At 54.2% G+C, this 17,383-nt stretch carries 17 protein-coding genes; 11 read left to right on the top strand and 6 right to left on the bottom strand.

Annotated features, from left to right (window positions below):
• Position 1: 1 nt before the first annotated feature.
• From glpK to fpr, 3 genes are all read left to right on the top strand, one after another.
• Positions 2–1,516 (top strand): glycerol kinase GlpK, encoded by a 1,515-nt coding sequence (glpK, locus tag AC3RPL_RS18030; protein ID WP_034935252.1) that lies wholly within the window; start codon positions 2–4, stop codon positions 1,514–1,516.
• A gap of 99 nt (positions 1,517–1,615) precedes the next feature.
• A complete protein-coding gene (gene glpX / locus AC3RPL_RS18035; RefSeq protein WP_490741039.1) occupies positions 1,616–2,626 on the top strand; it encodes a class II fructose-bisphosphatase in 1,011 nt (336 codons plus the stop codon).
• Positions 2,627–2,946: 320 nt separating this feature from the next.
• Positions 2,947–3,693, top strand: a complete 747-nt coding sequence (gene fpr / locus AC3RPL_RS18040; RefSeq protein WP_490741040.1) for a ferredoxin--NADP(+) reductase — start codon at positions 2,947–2,949, stop codon at positions 3,691–3,693.
• On the opposite strand, the gene AC3RPL_RS18045 is transcribed toward fpr, so the two are convergent.
• On the bottom strand, positions 3,684–4,127 hold the full coding sequence (locus AC3RPL_RS18045; RefSeq protein ID WP_034935245.1) for a DUF805 domain-containing protein: 444 nt from the start codon (positions 4,125–4,127) through the stop codon (positions 3,684–3,686). The genes fpr and AC3RPL_RS18045 overlap by 10 nt on opposite strands.
• A 94-nt stretch (positions 4,128–4,221) precedes the next feature.
• Here AC3RPL_RS18045 and AC3RPL_RS18050 point away from each other — a divergent pair, with 94 nt between their 5' ends.
• On the top strand, positions 4,222–4,815 hold the full coding sequence (locus tag AC3RPL_RS18050; RefSeq protein WP_490742082.1) for a YiiQ family protein: 594 nt from the start codon (positions 4,222–4,224) through the stop codon (positions 4,813–4,815).
• Between the two features lie 120 nt (positions 4,816–4,935).
• Positions 4,936–5,703 carry a triose-phosphate isomerase gene (gene tpiA / locus AC3RPL_RS18055; RefSeq protein ID WP_261642832.1) on the top strand — a complete coding sequence of 256 codons (768 nt, stop codon included), beginning with the start codon at positions 4,936–4,938 and terminating at the stop codon, positions 5,701–5,703.
• A gap of 38 nt (positions 5,704–5,741) precedes the next feature.
• On the opposite strand, the gene pdxR is transcribed toward tpiA, so the two are convergent.
• Positions 5,742–7,181, bottom strand: a complete 1,440-nt coding sequence (pdxR, locus tag AC3RPL_RS18060; protein WP_490741041.1) for a MocR-like pyridoxine biosynthesis transcription factor PdxR — start codon at positions 7,179–7,181, stop codon at positions 5,742–5,744.
• 89 nt (positions 7,182–7,270) lie between these two features.
• On the opposite strand from pdxR, the gene AC3RPL_RS18065 reads away from it, so the two are divergent.
• Together AC3RPL_RS18065 and mqo are read left to right on the top strand one after the other, a co-directional pair.
• Positions 7,271–7,726 carry a carboxymuconolactone decarboxylase family protein gene (locus tag AC3RPL_RS18065; protein WP_490741042.1) on the top strand — a complete coding sequence of 152 codons (456 nt, stop codon included), beginning with the start codon at positions 7,271–7,273 and terminating at the stop codon, positions 7,724–7,726.
• A gap of 433 nt (positions 7,727–8,159) precedes the next feature.
• The gene (gene mqo / locus AC3RPL_RS18070; protein WP_490741043.1) at positions 8,160–9,749 is read left to right on the top strand and encodes a malate dehydrogenase (quinone); all 1,590 of its coding nucleotides are present in this window, start codon (positions 8,160–8,162) and stop codon (positions 9,747–9,749) included.
• Positions 9,750–9,834: 85 nt separating this feature from the next.
• Here the strand turns inward: mqo and AC3RPL_RS18075 are convergent, their stop codons facing one another.
• Complete coding sequence (locus AC3RPL_RS18075) at positions 9,835–10,422, bottom strand: LysE family translocator (protein ID WP_490741044.1); 588 nt, start codon at positions 10,420–10,422, stop codon at positions 9,835–9,837.
• A gap of 136 nt (positions 10,423–10,558) precedes the next feature.
• Here AC3RPL_RS18075 and AC3RPL_RS18080 point away from each other — a divergent pair, with 136 nt between their 5' ends.
• Positions 10,559–12,016: an aminotransferase-like domain-containing protein gene (locus AC3RPL_RS18080; protein ID WP_490741045.1), complete on the top strand. Its 1,458-nt coding sequence runs from the start codon at positions 10,559–10,561 to the stop codon at positions 12,014–12,016.
• A gap of 3 nt (positions 12,017–12,019) precedes the next feature.
• Here the strand turns inward: AC3RPL_RS18080 and AC3RPL_RS18085 are convergent, their stop codons facing one another.
• On the bottom strand, positions 12,020–12,643 hold the full coding sequence (locus tag AC3RPL_RS18085) for a glutathione S-transferase family protein (RefSeq protein WP_490742083.1): 624 nt from the start codon (positions 12,641–12,643) through the stop codon (positions 12,020–12,022).
• 63 nt (positions 12,644–12,706) lie between these two features.
• Here AC3RPL_RS18085 and AC3RPL_RS18090 point away from each other — a divergent pair, with 63 nt between their 5' ends.
• The gene (locus tag AC3RPL_RS18090) at positions 12,707–13,558 is read left to right on the top strand and encodes a PhzF family phenazine biosynthesis protein (protein ID WP_490741046.1); all 852 of its coding nucleotides are present in this window, start codon (positions 12,707–12,709) and stop codon (positions 13,556–13,558) included.
• Between the two features lie 24 nt (positions 13,559–13,582).
• On the opposite strand, the gene AC3RPL_RS18095 is transcribed toward AC3RPL_RS18090, so the two are convergent.
• A complete protein-coding gene (locus AC3RPL_RS18095) occupies positions 13,583–14,341 on the bottom strand; it encodes an SDR family NAD(P)-dependent oxidoreductase (RefSeq protein ID WP_490741047.1) in 759 nt (252 codons plus the stop codon).
• Positions 14,342–14,456: 115 nt separating this feature from the next.
• On the opposite strand from AC3RPL_RS18095, the gene AC3RPL_RS18100 reads away from it, so the two are divergent.
• Both AC3RPL_RS18100 and yhjD read left to right on the top strand, forming a co-directional pair.
• Complete coding sequence (locus tag AC3RPL_RS18100) at positions 14,457–15,356, top strand: LysR family transcriptional regulator (RefSeq protein ID WP_490741048.1); 900 nt, start codon at positions 14,457–14,459, stop codon at positions 15,354–15,356.
• 55 nt (positions 15,357–15,411) lie between these two features.
• Positions 15,412–16,416: an inner membrane protein YhjD gene (gene yhjD / locus AC3RPL_RS18105; protein ID WP_490741049.1), complete on the top strand. Its 1,005-nt coding sequence runs from the start codon at positions 15,412–15,414 to the stop codon at positions 16,414–16,416.
• 147 nt (positions 16,417–16,563) lie between these two features.
• Here the strand turns inward: yhjD and AC3RPL_RS18110 are convergent, their stop codons facing one another.
• Positions 16,564–17,322 (bottom strand): CDP-diacylglycerol diphosphatase, encoded by a 759-nt coding sequence (locus AC3RPL_RS18110; RefSeq protein ID WP_490741050.1) that lies wholly within the window; start codon positions 17,320–17,322, stop codon positions 16,564–16,566.
• Between the last annotated feature and the right edge of the window lie 61 nt (positions 17,323–17,383).

A 17,383-nucleotide genomic window follows, 5' to 3' on the forward strand; every position in this document is an offset into this window, starting at 1 on the left:
TATGACTACAGAAAAGAAATACATTGTCGCGCTCGATCAGGGCACAACCAGCTCCCGCGCGGTTATCCTTGATCATGACTCAAACATTGTGGCCGTCTCTCAGCGCGAATTTCAGCAAATTTATCCTAAGCCAGGCTGGGTTGAACATGACCCGATGGACATCTGGGCATCACAAAGTTCAACACTGGTTGAAGTGCTGGCCCACGCCGATATCCGTTCAGATGAAATTGCCGCTATCGGTATTACTAACCAGCGTGAAACCGCTATCGTCTGGGATAAGGAAACCGGTAAGCCGGTTTATAACGCGATTGTCTGGCAGGATCCGCGTACCGCTGATTACTGTGCAAAACTGAAAAAAGAGGGACTGGAAGAGTATATCCAGCACACCACTGGCCTGGTGATCAACCCTTACTTCTCTGGCACTAAAGTTAAGTGGATCCTCGACAATGTTGAAGGTGCCCGCGAACGTGCTAAACGCGGCGAGCTGCTGTTTGGCACCGTTGATTGCTGGCTGGTGTGGAAAATGACCCAGGGCCGCGTGCACATCACCGATTACACCAATGCCTCGCGCACCATGATGTTCAACATCCACAAGCTGGAGTGGGACGAGCGCATGCTGGAAATTCTTGATATTCCGCGTGAAATGCTGCCTGAGGTGAAATCCTCTTCCGAAGTGTACGGTCAGACCAACATTGGTGGTAAAGGCGGGACACGTATTCCTATCGCGGGTATTGCCGGTGACCAGCAGGCGGCACTTTATGGTCAGATGTGCGTTCAGCCGGGCATGGCGAAGAATACCTACGGCACCGGCTGCTTTATGCTGATGAATACCGGAACTGAAGCCGTCACCTCAACCCATGGTCTGCTGACTACCATTGCCTGTGGCCCACGCGGTGAAGTGAACTATGCACTGGAAGGTGCGGTGTTTATCGGTGGAGCCTCTATCCAGTGGTTGCGGGATGAGATGAAACTGATTGGTGACGCGACCGATTCTGAATACTTCGCGATGAAAGTGAAAGACAGTAACGGCGTTTATGTCGTTCCGGCCTTTACGGGACTGGGCGCACCTTACTGGGACCCCTATGCACGCGGTGCGATTTTCGGCCTGACGCGCGGTGCAAATGCTAACCACATTATTCGCGCAACGCTGGAGTCCATTGCCTATCAGACTCGTGACGTGCTGGAAGCAATGCAAAACGATGCGGATACCCGTCTGCAATCGCTGCGCGTGGATGGTGGAGCGGTAGCCAACAACTTCCTGATGCAGTTCCAGTCCGATATTCTCGGCACCCGCGTAGAGCGCCCGGAAGTTCGTGAAGTCACCGCCCTGGGAGCCGCCTATCTGGCAGGCCTGGCCGTTGGCTTCTGGAAAGATCTGGATGAAGTCAAAGAGAAAGCCGTCATTGAGCGTGAATTCCGTCCCGGCATCGAAAGCAGCGAGCGCAACTACCGCTACGCCGGATGGAGAAAAGCCGTTGCCCGCGCCCAGGCATGGGAAGAGCAGGACGACGCATAATCCCCTCCCGCCCGCGATTGTCAGGAGCGCGGGCATTTCCCCTTCCTTTTTCTCCGCTGTGATAAACTCCTCTGCCTGATCATTCCACCAGGGCAAATCATGAAACGAGAACTCGCCATTGAATTTTCACGCGTAACGGAAGCCGCCGCGCTGGCCGGATATAAATGGCTGGGGCGCGGTGATAAAAATGCCGCCGACGGTGCAGCTGTCCATGCCATGCGCATCGTGCTCAATAACGTCAACATTGACGGTCAGATTGTGATTGGCGAGGGGGAAATTGATGAAGCTCCCATGCTCTATATTGGTGAAAGGGTGGGCAGCGGCAATGGCGATCGCGTAGATATTGCCGTCGATCCCATTGAAGGGACCAGAATGACCGCAATGGGACAGGCTAATGCGCTGGCGGTGCTGGCCGTCGGTAACAAAGGCTGCTTCCTGAATGCTCCGGATATGTATATGGAAAAGCTGGTTGTCGGACCGGGAGCAAAAGGTGTAATTGACCTGAACCAGCCGCTGGAAGAGAACCTGCGGCGGATCGCCGGAGCGTTGCAAAAGCCCCTGTCCGAATTAACCGTTACCCTGCTAGCCAAACCGCGCCATGAGGCGGTTATTGCCATGCTTAAACAGCTTGGCGTGCGGGTATTTGCTTTTCCTGATGGCGATGTGGCCGCATCGATTCTGACCTGTATGCCGGACAGTGAAGTGGACGTACTTTACGGCATTGGCGGCGCGCCCGAGGGCGTGGTTTCGGCTGCGGTCATCCGTGCGCTGGGTGGCGATATGCAGGGTCGACTGCTGGCCCGCCATCATGTCAAAGGCGACACCCCTGAAAACCGGGCTGCCGGTGAACAGGAGTTGCAGCGCTGCGCTGCAATGGGGATAGACGCTGGCAGGGTGCTGCAACTTGATGATATGGCGAAAGACGATAATGTTATCTTCTCTGCCACCGGCATCACTGACGGCGACCTGCTCAAAGGTATTACCCGCAAGGGCAATATTGCCACCACGGAAACACTACTTATCCGTGGCAAATCGCGCACCATTCGTCGCATTAAGTCCGTCCATTATCTGGATCGTAAGGACGAGAATCTTCACCCTTATATTTTGTAATCACCCTGGGCAAGGTGAGCCGTCACCTTGCTCATTCCGGTATAAGATACCGTGCTTGTAAGGCCTTACCCTGAACGGCTGGACAATATTGCTCAGCTCAGCGCCGTGGCACTTAAGGTTACCCTTCACCAGGGGGAAACCGTTCCCTGGAGCCCAGCCACCACCGGCTCCCCTGTCGACGAGGAGATTTGGCGCTTTGCGTGCACCCGTGCCAGGGTCATTTGTCGATATGAGCTTTATGACTGGCAGTCACTGGAAAAAAGCCTCGCCAGTAGCGAAGATAGGAGACCACCCCGCCCCACACCGACTAAGGAGTTGTTATGGCCGAATGGGTTAACGCCAGTATTAAAGAGGTAAAGACCTGGACTGACAGTTTATTCAGCCTTGTCGTCACTGCTCCAATTGATCCTTTCATCGCCGGCCAGTTTGCCAAGCTGGCGCTGGAAACCGACGGTGAGCGCGTTCAGCGTGCCTATTCCTTCGTTAACGCACCCAGCGACGACCATCTGGAGTTTTACATTGTCAACGTCCCTGAAGGGAAACTCAGCCCGCAATTACACCAGTTAAAACCCGGCCAACAGGTGATGATCACGAAAGAGTCGGCGGGATTTTTCGTGCTGGACGAAATCCCTCCCTGTAAAACACTGTGGATGCTGGCTACCGGCACCGCCATCGGGCCTTATCTGTCAATATTACAGGAAGCGAAAGGTCTGGAGCGTTTCGAACATATTGTACTGGTTCATGCAGCACGTTACGCCCAGGATCTGAGCTACCTGCCGCTGATGCAGCAACTGCAACAACAATATAACGGTAAGCTCCGCATTCAGACGGTGGTCAGTCGGGAAGAGGCTGCCGGCTCGCTGACCGGCCGCGTCCCGGCGTTGATCGCCAGTGGTCAGCTGGAATCAGCCGTTGGGCTGGCTCTGGAGGCGGAACACAGTCACGTCATGCTGTGCGGTAACCCGCAAATGGTCAGGGACACTCAGCAACTGCTGAAAGACACGCGCCAGATGCGAAAACATCTTAAACGTAAGCCCGGACATATGACCAGTGAACATTACTGGTAGTCTGAGGCTCTGCGGCCAGAATAGTTAACCCGGCAGGCGGTTGTGCCAAAACGATTATCCCCTCTGGTGCCTGGCAACACCACCAGCTCCAGCGTCATGGTCACCAGAATCAGCGTCGGGATAAAGCGCCCCAGCGCCCATTGCCAACTTGCGGGTAACATCTCCCAGTTGCCAGCCGACAGCATCCAGGCAGCAATCAACAGCAGTCCCCAGTAACCCGGTTTGTTACGGTCATGAAGACGCTTAACCACCACTGCACTGGTTGGCCATAACAGGCTGACCACGCAAAAAGCGGCGGTCTGCGTGCTCACCCATTCACAGGACGCCAGCATAAATAACACGATCATCAGTATCAGCCACAGCATTAGCCAGATCCAGAGATCGCGCCGACCGATCCTGCCGCGATAGGAAAAACACCACGCTTGTAAGGTCATTTTTTTATCCCCAGGAACAGCCTCAACCTTTGACTTTTCCAGCGATTGTCCGCTCTAATCTTCCGTAAAAATGCACAGGTAAGGGCAGATGAAAATGAAAGAAACGCTTTTCGCGGGCATGGTGTTACTCGGCATACTGGCGATGGCACCAGCCCGGGCCGATGCTGACCCTCAGGATCATGCTGAGCATTTGCCAACTGCGCCCTATCTTTTACCCGGTGCGCCTACCTTTGATATGACTATCGGCCAGTTTCGCGAAAAGTATAATCTCAGCAATCCAACCTTGCAGATCCCGGAATACCGGGCAATCGACAACCGTGACGACAAAAGTAATTTGACCCGTGCTGCCAGCAAGATCAACGAAAATATCTATTCCTCAACCGCCCTTGAACAAGGCACAGGAAAGATCAAAACGTTACAAATAACCTGGTTGCCCATTCCCGGTCCGGAGGAGCAAAGCTCACGTGATATCGCTCGCGCTTACATGGCCGCGCTGGAGCGTTTTTTTGAGCCGACGCTGAACGAAGAACAGAGCCTGAAACGGCTGGACGACCTGCTGAGCAAGGGTAAAGGCTTACGCTATTTTTCTCAAAGCGAAGGTGCTCTGCGCTATATCGTTTCTGATAATGGCGATAAAGGGCTGACCTTTGCCATCGAACCACTTAAGCTTGCCATGAGCACTGGCTGACTTGCGGTCAAAAATGACGAAAAGCAAAGCCTTCAGAGGTTTTGATCTCTATACTGTCCGGCAGACAACGCTGCTGAGGCAGGCTAATTTAACCGTATCGCGCTAAGCGTGGAGGAAATAATGCGACATCCGTTAGTAATGGGTAACTGGAAACTGAACGGCAGCAAACACATGGTCAACGAACTGATCGCCGGTCTGCGCACCGAGCTGAGCAACGTTGACGGCTGCGGTGTAGCCATAGCCCCACCGGTGATGTATCTGGATCAGGCAAAACACGCTATTGCGGGTAGCCACATTGCGGCTGGCGCCCAAAACGTTGACGTCAATCTGTCTGGTGCTTTCACCGGTGAAATCTCTGCTGAGATGCTGAAAGATATCGGCGCGAAATACATCATTATTGGTCACTCTGAGCGTCGCACCTATCACAAAGAGAGCGATGAGCTGATCGCCAAAAAATTCGCCGTGCTGAAAGAAGCGGGCCTGGTTCCGGTTCTCTGCATTGGTGAAACCGAAGCCGAAAACGAAGCAGGTAAAACAGAAGAAGTCTGTGCCCGCCAGATCGATGCGGTGCTCAACACCCAGGGCGCTGAAGCCTTCAATGGCGTGGTCATTGCCTATGAGCCAGTCTGGGCTATTGGCACCGGAAAATCAGCCACCCCAGCTCAGGCACAGGCGGTACATAAATTCATTCGCGATCACATTGCGAAAAAAGACGCCAGCGTGGCGGCTCAGGTGATCATTCAGTACGGTGGTTCTGTTAACGACAAAAATGCCGCTGAACTCTTTGCACAACCAGACATCGACGGCGCATTGGTTGGCGGCGCATCACTGAAAGCAGATGCTTTTGCAGTGATCGTCAAAGCTGCGGCTGCGGCTAAAAACGTCTGATCGTTCTCCCTGCGCTGAAAACGGCGCAGGGTTTTCACTTACCCCCACCGCTCCTCCAGACTTTTTAATGTCAGCACATGACTTTCAAATCCCTCTTCCGGCATGTTCGTCACGCTCAGTATTAACCCGTAACGGCACTGTTCTTCATGCAGATACCAGCGCGAGAGAGGCGTCGGGGCCATACCATAAGCCAGCGCTTTGCGGGCAATGTCCACGTCCTTCGTCCCGGGAGAAAATTCAACCACCACGGCCAGAGCTGCCGGATAAACCAGAGGGAAATGATTTCTCAGGGCTGACAGCATTTTTGCCTGCCGTTGCGCATACAGGCGCTTCATCCGCCGAAGGTGCCGCATAAAATGCCCCTCACGCAAAAACTCTGCAACGGCATCCTGTAGCACAAAAGACGCGGCAGGTAAGAGAGCAGCAGCAACGTCGCCAAATTGTCCGGACAGCCTCTCCGGCACCACCAGATATCCCATCCGCAATGCGGGGCTGAGATTCTTACTGAACGTACCGATATGCAAAACCCGCTCACCGTCCAGTGATGCCAGAGCTGGCGCGGCGCGGCCCGTTAACTGCAACTCACCAAGGTAATCATCTTCTATGATGAAGCCCTCAGACATCTTCGCCCAGTGGAGTAATTCACCGCGTCGGCCAGGCGACAGAGGCATACCCAACGGAGCCTGCTGTCCTGGCGTAACCAGCGCCAGCCTGGCATCGGAAGCAAGGCTCTGCCCCTCGCTCACCCGTATTCCTTCCTGATCAACCTTAACGCCAACCACTGTCATTCCGGCCAGCTCCAGCGCTTTACGCGCCAGCAGATAACCGGGGTCTTCTGTCCAGATTTTTTGCCCACACCAGTTCATTGCCAGGCTAATTAATCCCAGCGCACCGGCAAAACCGTGCGTAATGATAATTTGCGATGCCTGGCAATTTATTCCACGCGTCATTGCCAGATAACTGACCAGTTGTTCGCGCAAATGTTGACTGCCACGCGGGTCGGGATAGCCGACCGACCTGCCACTCATTCTGCGGGCATGACGGGATACGATACGCGACCATACTTTCCCCGGAAATGCGTCACCCGCAGGAACACCCAGCTGAAAAATCCGTGGCGGGGTACCAAAATCATGCAGAACGCCTGACAGCGGCGACGGAGTCGATATCTGTGGCACAGAGGTTGATGGCAGAAGCAGTCGCTCGCCGACCCAGGTTCCTGCTGCGCCTTTTGCCACCAACAACTGGCTGTCCGCCAGCATGTCATAGGCGGCACGCACCGTTCCGCGAGCCACACCAAGCTGTATTGCAAAGTCACGGGCGGAAGGCATCCGTGCACCGGGACGAATCCGTCCGGATCGGATCGCAGCGCTGACAGCCGCAACTATCTGTTCACTCAGGTTCAGAGAAGCCTGACGACTCAGGGTAAGGTCAATTTCGGCTGGCAGGGATGGGCCACTGTTTTTGTCAATTCCTGGCACTTTTGTTGTTCCATCAGGACAGAGAGAATCTGCTCAGTACCGGCACCATTGTTATGCCGGGATCCGCGATGTAATCACAGGAGAAGAGAATGAGCGAACGCATCCACTACGCACAGGTCGCACCGGCAGGTATGAAAGCACTGGCAGGTGTATACAACTATGTTGCGCAATCAGGGCTGGCAATGGAACTCACTGAACTGATTTTTTTGCGCATTTCAGAAATCAACGGCTGCGCTTACTGCATCGATAAACATACCAAAGCGTTGCATGGAGCAGGACTGGCCTGGGACAAAATCGTACTGACTAAAGTCTGGCGTGAGGCCGGGAGCTGGTTCACGTCCCGGGAACAGGCTGCACTGGCCTGGGCAGAGTCGCTGACCTTAATTGCCCGGACGCAGGCGCCGGATGCGGTATTTGCAGAGGTTTCGGTAGCATTCAGCGATAAGGAGATCACCGATATGAGTATCGCCATCGGCCTGATGAATGCCTGGAACCGTCTGGCCATCAGCCATCGAAAATTACCCGACAGCATGCCCGGTAACTGAACAGATGCTCTGAGGCGGCTGTGGCTTGCTGGCAGCCGGAAAAATTTACACTTCACTCTTCAGCAGGCTCGATTCAGCACCAGATTCGGGCCTGGAAAATCAGTCGATTCTTTTGCTCATTTTCATTTAATTGCATGATGTTAAAAGATATATTCAGAATATCCGTCTCCTTCCTCAGCTTCATTATTACTATTACTGATTTCTTTTTATTCTTCATTCTCATTTTTAATATTTAAACATTTTTTTAATTTACTCATAACAATGGTATATTTTCTGACAGCCTGACTGGTTGCCAACTCATCCATGCCTGCGGTATGGCGTCGCGGCCAGCTATCCCCTTGTATTCAGCGATTCAGCCAGATTTTTTCTGCCGAAACCGGGCTGTTTCACCTGCTTAACATGTTGATTCGTCAACATATGGAGATGTCGCCCCATGCGAAAATCAGCCGAAAACCTTACCCCGGCCTCCGAACAGCAACAGAAAACAGACGTCGATGTGCTGTTGATCGGCGGCGGTATTATGAGCGCCACCCTGGGTGCTTATTTACAGGAACTGGAGCCAGGCTGGCATATCACAATGGTTGAGCGGCTGGCGGATGTGGCCGGCGAAAGCTCTGATGGCTGGAATAATGCCGGGACAGGTCATGCCGCCCTTGCGGAAATGAACTACACCCCGGAGAACAGTGACGGCAGCGTCGATATTCAGAAAGCCATCAATATTAATGAAGCCTTTCAGCAGTCGCGCCAGTTCTGGGCCCATCAGGTACAGAAGGGAATGCTGAAGGAGCCACACAGTTTTATTAAAAGTGTGCCGCACATGAGCTTCGTCTGGGGCGATGAGAACGTCAGTTTTCTGAAGAAACGATTCAACGCTCTGCAAAAAAGCACCCTCTTTCGTGGAATGGAATACTCGGAAGATCCTGAGCAGATCAGGGAATGGGTGCCGCTGATGATGGAAGGGTGTGATGCAACACAGCCTGTTGCCGCGACGCGCACCTCAGCAGGAACGGACGTTAACTTTGGCGAAATCACCCGCCAGTTGATCGCCTCGATGCAGAAAAGTGCGCACTTCACCCTGCAAACTCGCCATGAGGTACGCCGTTTCAGACGCAATCAGGACGGCAGCTGGCAGGTCAGTCTGGCCGACCTGAATAAAAACGGTAAAGAAAAGACCTTGCGGGCGAAATATATTTTTATTGGTGCGGGAGGCGCGGCGCTGCCCCTGTTACAGAGCACGGGGATTCCGGAAGCCAAAAATTATGCTGGTTTCCCGGTCGGCGGCGAGTTCCTGGTGAGCGACAATCCGCAGGTGGTACAACGTCATCTGGCGAAGGTGTATGGCAAAGCATCCGTCGGCGCACCGCCCATGTCGGTGCCTCATCTTGATACCCGGATGCTGGATGGCAAACAGGTACTGTTGTTTGGGCCGTTCGCCACCTTCTCGACCCGTTTCCTTAAACAGGGTTCGCTGTGGGATATGTTTGGCTCAATCACCCCGACCAACCTGATGCCAATGGTGCATGTCGGTCTGGGGAATTTTGATTTAATCAAATATCTGGTCGGTCAGGTGTTGCTGACCGATGAGGCGCGGCTGAAAGCCTTGCAGGACTATTTTCCTGAGGCGCGGCAAGGCGACTGGCAGCGGGTAAAAGCCGGACAGCGCGTGCAGATCATCAAGAAAGATGAGAAAAAAGGCGGCGTGCTGAAGCTGGGAACCGAAGTGGTGACCTCTGAAGATGGCACCATTTCAGCGCTGCTGGGTGCCTCGCCGGGTGCCTCTACCGCTGCGCCAATCATGCTTGACCTGATGAATAAAGTCTTTAAGGAGCAGTTCCACAGTGCGGCATGGCAGTCGAAACTCAGGGCAATAATTCCGTCCTATGGTCAGAAACTGAACGGTAACGTGGCGGCGACGGAACATGAAATGGCGGAAACCAGCCGCATTCTGCAACTTGATTACACGCCTTCATCAGCGGCCAACGATGAAAACAAAGACGGCCACGCGGCGGTTATTGGCAAATAATCCCGCCGGAACGGTCATAACAGGGTGGTATAACCACCCTGCTTTATCCTGCCTCACCCCTCTTCCTGCCGACAAGATGATTGATTCAGCGGATGTTAACGGCTTCCACCAGCATCCATACGGTAGTCAGTACCAGCGACAGCGCCATCACACTGTTGAATGCTCGCAATTTCCACGGCACCTGCAAGTGACGGCCCATCCGGTCCCCCATCACCGCCCAGACCATGATGCAGGGTAGATTGAGCACCATAAATCCCACCGCTACCGCCAGAATGCCATTGCCTGAGCTGTACATCAGCGCAACATTGGTAGCCATCAGCCAGGCTTTGGGATTCACCGCCTGAAACGCCGCGCTGCCCAGTAGCGTCATGGGGCGGGATTTTTCCTGCATCTCCGGCGATCCTGCGCGAAAAATCTTCCATGACAGCCACAGCAGATAACTACAGCCAAGCAGCGTCAGAGGCACTCTGACCGCACTCATCCACTGGAGTAACACATCCAGCAGCAGCCCGGCGAGGGCAGTCTGGAGCGCACAGCCACAGACAATTCCCATCATCATTGGCAGTGTTCGTCTCATGCCAAAATTCACGCCGGACGTCGCCAGCATCAGGTTGTTAGGGCCTGGCGTAATCGACATAACCGTGACGTAACTGAAAAAGGAGGGGTCGAGCATGATTGTTATCCTGATGATGAGTAAGAACATCAACATACAGGCTGCCACGATATGGTAACAGATTCAGAAACAGACTATTGTTATGGGTACAGTCATCCTTATCCCTGTATTGTACCCATCCCCGAGAGGAATAATTGTGTCCATCAGCGAAACCGAGGAATCACCGCTCTATCAACAGCTGGCCGTCACCCTGGCGGAAGCGATTCACTGCGGAACTTATCCTCCCGGTAGCCGCCTGCCTGCGATCCGCCGCTGTGCCAGCCATCATCAGGTCAGCGTCAATACTGTGCTGACGGCCTACCGTATCCTGGAGGATCGCGGACTGATCGAGGCACGCCCTCAGTCTGGTTATTATGTGCGCAGCGTGCTGCCTTCGGTTAAAGCCCTCAGCCGACTCCACCCGACGGTGCACTCTCCGGGAAGCGATAAGCTGGCGCTGATTGAAACCGTTTTTGCCGCACAAAATCATCCTGACTACACCAACATCTCCCTCGCCTGCCCGCAGAACAGCGACTTTTATCCCACAGCAAAAATCAGCCGTATTATCTCCTCGTTGCTGCGTCGGGAACCGATGCTGATTGGCCGCTATGCCCTGCCGCCTGGCAGTCAGCGGCTGCGCCGGGAAATCGCACGACGCGCGCTGGACCTTGGGATGGGCCTGACAGCAGAAGAGATCACCCTGACTCATGGCTGTATGGAGGCGCTGCAACTGGCGCTTCGGGCCGTTACCACTCCGGGTGACTGCGTCGGTGTGGAAACACCAACCTATTTTTATCTCTTTCCTCTGCTGGCCAGTCTGGGGCTGAGCGTGCTGGAAATCCCCACCGATCCGCAGCATGGCCTGTCGCTGGATGCGCTGGAGCTGGTGTTACAAGAGAAGCGCATCCAGGCACTGGTCGCCATGCCGACAGCGCAAAATCCAATGGGCTGCACCATGACGTTGCCCGATAAAAAACGCCTGGCAAAAATGGTCAATCACTACCAGGTGCCGCTGATCGAAGATGGCCTGTACTGTGAACTGCAATTCAACTGGCCGCTGTCACCGGCGGTAAAAGCCTTTGACAGCGATGGCTGGATCATTCACTGCACCAGTTTTACCAAAACCATCGCGCCTGACTTCCATCTTGGCTGGATGGCGGGCGGACGTTTTCATGAAAAACTGGCGCGGCTGAAGTCTGTCTCCTCGCTGGCAGAATCAAGGCTGCTTTCTGAAACGCTGGGGCATTTTCTGGAGTCAGGCGGCTATGATCATCATCTGCGCAATCTTCGCCGCCGTTATGCTGCCCAGATGGATGAGGCACGCGGCATGATCGCCCGACACTTTCCGGCAGGAACACGAGCCACCCAGCCCAGCGGCGGGTTTGTATTCTGGGTTGAACTGCCCGGCAGGCTGGACTGCGTCGCGCTGTTCCACCGTCTGTTGCAGGAGAAAATCTGTCTGACACCCGGTGCGCTCTATACGCTCAGCGAACGGGGTAACAGCGCCATGCGCCTGAGCTGCTGCTATCCGTTTGACGACCGCTACAGCTGGGCGCTGAAAAGAACTGGCGCACTGGCCTGCGAAATGACTGGGATAGCAGCAGGCAGCGAATGAGATTCAGGGCGTACCGTTGCGCCCCCAGGCTGCATACCCTTTTCTTTCGGTGAGCCGTTCGTAGTACGCCCGCACCGCAGGCAGGTCAGGATGGTCCAGCGGCGTTTCGTACCAACGGTTAACCGACAGACCTATCGGAATATCAGCCAGTGAAAAGGCGTTCCCTGCCACCCAGGCTCCGGTACGTTCCAGTTGCTGATTGAGGATAGCCATCGTGTGCGACCAGCCCTTACAGGCCGCAGCCAGCAGACGCGGGTCCTGGTGCGCAGGGGAATGCCGTACCAGTGACATAAAAGCATAGCGCCAGGAGGTATTCAGCTCGGTCGCCTGCCAGTCTATCCATTGATCGACCGGCGCACGGGCGCGGGGATCGTCCGGATAGAGCCAGCCGCCGCCATATGCATTGGCCAGATAGCGAATAATGGCATTGGATTCCCACATAATAAAATCGCCATCCTGGATTACCGGAATCAAAGCATTAGGATTCATCGCCTTAAAGGCATCCTGCTGAGGTGACTTAAAACCTTCGCCCCAGTCATCACGTCTCCAGGCAATATTCAGCTCGTCACACAGCCACAGCACTTTTCTGACGTTGATCGATGAGGCCCTTCCTAATATCTTCAGCATAAGATCGTCACTTTTATTTAGCATTCAACCCGGCACGGGCTGATAATGGCAAGGATACTCACAATGTCGCAATTACGCGCTTTTAAGCAAGTTGATGTTTTCACTTCTTCGCCGCTGAACGGCAACCCACTGGCGGTAGTGCTGGAAGCCGACGGGCTAAGCGATGAGCAGATGCAGGCTATCGCACGCTGGACCAACCTGTCGGAAACCACTTTTGTCCTGCCGGCCAGCGACCCGGCGGCCGATTATCGGGTGCGTATCTTTACCCCCACTCTCGAACTGCCTTTTGCCGGACATCCGACGCTGGGCACCGCACACGCTCTGCTGGAATCGGGAATCAGTCTGAAAATGCCGGGTAAGATCGTTCAGCAGTGCGGTATCGGGCTGGTGACGATCAAAACAGCTGCTGACCACCACCTGGCCTTCGCCGCGCCGGAGGCCACGCTGTCAGAATTCAGTGATGCCCCGCTCAGCAGTGCACTAAACAGCGAGGCGATGGAGAACACGCTGCCGGTGATGGTGGCTGATATGGGCATTCGCTGGCTTCTGGTGCCAATGACCTCTGCCCGTGACGTGCTGGCGGTTAAACCCAACGTGGTGGAATTTGAGCGGCTGACGCAAAAAGCCCGCGTAAATGGCGTGATGATATTCGGGCCGCTTGCTGGCGAGAGGGAGCAGTATGAAGTGCGCGGCCTGTTTACTGAAAATGGTGCACTGGTTGAAGACCCGGTTACAGGCAGCGCCAACGCCTGTCTGGCCCTTTATCTTCAGGCACAGGGGAAGACGCTGGATTACCGCGTGCGCCAGGGCACCGTTCTGCAACGTGCCGGCCGCCTGAGCGTGAATTACACGCCAGATGGCGTGTGGATTGGCGGTCAGTCAGTGACGGTCATTGACGGCACCATTAACGTCTGAGCCATTCCACTTTAAGGCGCTCCATCAGAGCGCCATGCCGCCAGAGGCTTCAATGCGCTGGCCATTAATCCAGCCACTCTCATCGCTAAGCAATAAAGCAACGGCATCACCAATATCATCCGGCAATCCGGGACGACCCAGCGCCGTAATGGAACTGACGAAAGCATTCACCTGCGGATTGTCCCTCACCATCCCACCACTGAAATCAGTTTCGATAGCGCCAGGGGCCAGCACATTGGCGGTGATCCCTCTCGCACCGAGTTCCTTCGCCTGGTAGCGGGTTAACACCTCAATTGCACCTTTTACCGAAGCGTAAGCGCTGGAGCCAGGCAAACTGAACCGGGCCAGCCCGCTGGATACATTCAGAATGCGACCACCATCGGCCATCAGCGGCAACAGCTTCTGCGTCAGGAAAAAAGGGCCTTTGAAATGCACATTCACCATCTGGTCAAACTGTTCTTCACTGGTGGTGATGAACTCCTGATGCACTCCGGCTCCGGCGTTGTTTAATAAATAATCAAACGTGTCGCGTTGCCATATCGCTTTTAGCTGTTGCTGCACTTCACTGGCAAAGCCAGGGAAGGTTTTACTGTTGCCGGTATCCAGCTGGAGCGCCACGCCACGGGAGCCGAGCGCCTCAATTTGTGCAACGACCTCCCGCGCCTGCTGTTCGAAGCTGTGCCAGGTCAGGATGATATTTACCCCTCGTGCAGCCAGTTTCAGCGCCGCATTCTTACCTAAACCACGACTTCCACCGGTGATTAATGCAATTTTATCGCTCATGTTCTTCTCCACTGGTTTTTTTATCAACAAAAGAGAGATTATTAGCTTCACTCTGATCTATAAATATTTATAAATGCATATCACTGTTTCATTCTGAGCAACAAAAGGCAGCAAAGTGGATAAAATTCAGGCAATGCAGATTTTTGTCAGGGTGGCGGAATTACAAAGTTTCACCCGCGCGGCTGAAAGCCTGGGATTACCAAAAGGCAGCCTGTCACGACAGCTCCAGACGCTGGAAAACAATCTGGGTACGCGGTTGCTGCATCGCACCACGCGGCGGGTACAGCTGACTCAGGACGGTCAGGTTTATTACGAACGTTGCCGGGAGCTGCTGGCTACGCTGGAAGAGATGGATTCGCTGTTTCAACACGATCCCGCGTCAGTCAGTGGTCGTCTGCGAGTAGATATGCCAGTCAGCCTGGCCTGTGACTGTATCCTGCCAATGCTGCCGGAATTTCTTCAACAGTATCCGGGGATTGAGCTGGAACTGAGCAGCAGCGACCATCGGGTGGATGTGGTCAGAGAGGGCTTTGATTGCGTAATACGTGGCGGCGTGCTGGAAGATTCCGGCCTTATTGCCCGTTCTCTGGGAACGCTGACCCAGATTAACTGCGCCAGCCCGGATTATCTGGCGCGTTTTGGAACACCGGTCGCGCTGGAGGACCTTGCCACTCACGCCGTGGTGCATTACAGCCAGCATTTGGGTAGCACGCCTGCGGGGTTTGAATTTTTTGACGGCAAAAGCCGCCATTTCATCAAGACCGGTGGCACCGTTACCGTCAACAATACTCAGGCTTATCGTGCGGCCTGCCTTTCTGGCCTGGGCATTATTCAGGCACCTGAACGCGGAATGCGTCAGGCGATTAAAGATAAGAGGCTGGTTGAAATTCTGCCGCATTTTCGCCCAGAGCCAATGCCCCTGTCGCTGATTTTCCCTCATCGCCGTAATCTGGCGAGACGAGTACACGTCTTTATGGAATGGCTGAGCAGGGCGATGCAAAGTTACGTAGACTGATCCACAGGTTATAATTTGCTAACAGCCCGCACCTGAAGAAGACGAAGAAGGTTTCATGACGGAAAAAAAACCGACAGATGTGCAGCATCAGCAGGATAAACCACTACTTAATATCAAAACGGGGAATCAGACCGTCGATAAATCGATTGATCGCGTCTCAACCCTTGCCACCCGGTTTAAGGCAAACCACGCCGTGGCCCATTTTATTCGTGCAGGAGAACGCTTTAATGACCGGCTGGGTAGCCAGTTTGGCGCCGCGATTACCTATTTCTCCTTTCTTTCGCTGATTCCCATCCTGATGGTGTCCTTTGCCGCCGTAGGCTTTGTGCTGGCGTCTAATCAGGACTTATTGACCGAGCTGATTAATAAGATCGTCAACAACATCAGCGATCCCACCCTCGCCTCAACGCTGAAAAACACGGTGAACACCGCAGTGCAGCAGCGTACCACCGTCGGAGTGACCGGGTTGCTTATCGCGCTCTACTCCGGGATTAGCTGGATGGGTAATCTGCGAGAGGCCATCCGTGCCCAGTCACGCGATGTCTGGGAGCGTAACGAGCAGGATAAGGAAAAGGTCTGGTTTAAGTATACGCGCGACTTTATCTCGCTCACCGGACTGGTCGTGGCGCTGATTGTCACGCTCTCTTTGACGTCCGTTGCCGGAGCGGCTCAGGCCAGCATTGTCCGGGCTCTGGGTCTGGAGGGTATTGAATGGCTACGCCCGGCGATGACGCTGATCGCCCTGTCGATATCCATTCTGGCTAATTATCTGTTATTTCTGTGGATTTTCTGGATATTACCGCGACATAAACCCCGGAAGAAAGCGCTGTTCCGTGGCACGTTGCTGGCTGCAACAGGCTTTGAAATCATCAAATTCATCATGACATTAACGCTGCCAAAACTGGCGTCCTCGCCATCGGGAGCAGCTTTTGGATCGGTGTTGGGGCTGATGGCGTTTTTCTATTTCTTTGCGCGCTTAACGCTGTTCTGCGCCGCATGGATTGCCACAGCAAAATATGCTGATGACGAACCGATCGAATCTGCCACGAGTAAACACTAAAACCCTGGCCATCAGCGTGTATGTTGTCATCACTCCGGCCCGGGCAGCGCGGAACAACCTGAAGCGCTGAGGGGGTACGCAAGGTATGCGCGCAGCCTGGCAGCGGAATGGCAAATAACCCAGTCTGATGGGCCAGGCTTTATCCCTTTACGATTTCAGAATGCTGCAACTGTGGTCCTGTAGCTCCTCCGCAGAGGCGGGGTTGAGCAACAACAAGTTGCGCCTGATGACCATCAGCACACGGCGGCCATCCGGCAACGCAGCCACCGCTATGCCATATTTCCCCATCTCCTCACGCGCACCGGGCAGCTCATTTGCAACACGGATAAACAGGCTGGTTCTCTGCATCTCATCGCCGGTCAGCGTTCTGACCTGATACTGATGTTCTCCCAGCTGTTCAGACTGCCAGCTGTTTTTCAGTATCGACGACAGGCTGTCCAGACGCTGTCGGATATCACTACGCAGGCAGGAGATATGAATATGTAGCTGGTTTTGCGTTCTGCCACTGACGGAGTTAACCGCCAGCGATACCACGCTTTCACTCATCGGCTGGCCGCGCTTCTCACTCATGTAATGACGAGAACGCCAGGCTTCAGCGAAGAAATTGGGGGTGGAAGGATTGAGCAATCTGGGACTTTCAATTCCGCTGATCTTTTCTGTCGGGATCAGTAAAAATTGCAGGGGACCGACGCGATCTTTCAGCACCACATAATCATAACGGAGATCGACCGCACGACAGGGGCTGGGATCATGATTCTTTTGCTGGTTTGGAACGCATTTCTGACTGACAATTTTCCATAACGCATCCGCGTTGTTTTTTCTACTCAACGCTACAGAGGCACAGCCCGCTGTCACCACCACCCCAACTAATACCACTGCGATGAGGGTATGCTTTTGCCCCTGCATATCTGGAAACCTCTGAGCGTGATTGGCTCACTATGTAAACCAATTATTATAGAAGAACATT

Source organism: Erwinia papayae, from assembly GCF_058241465.1.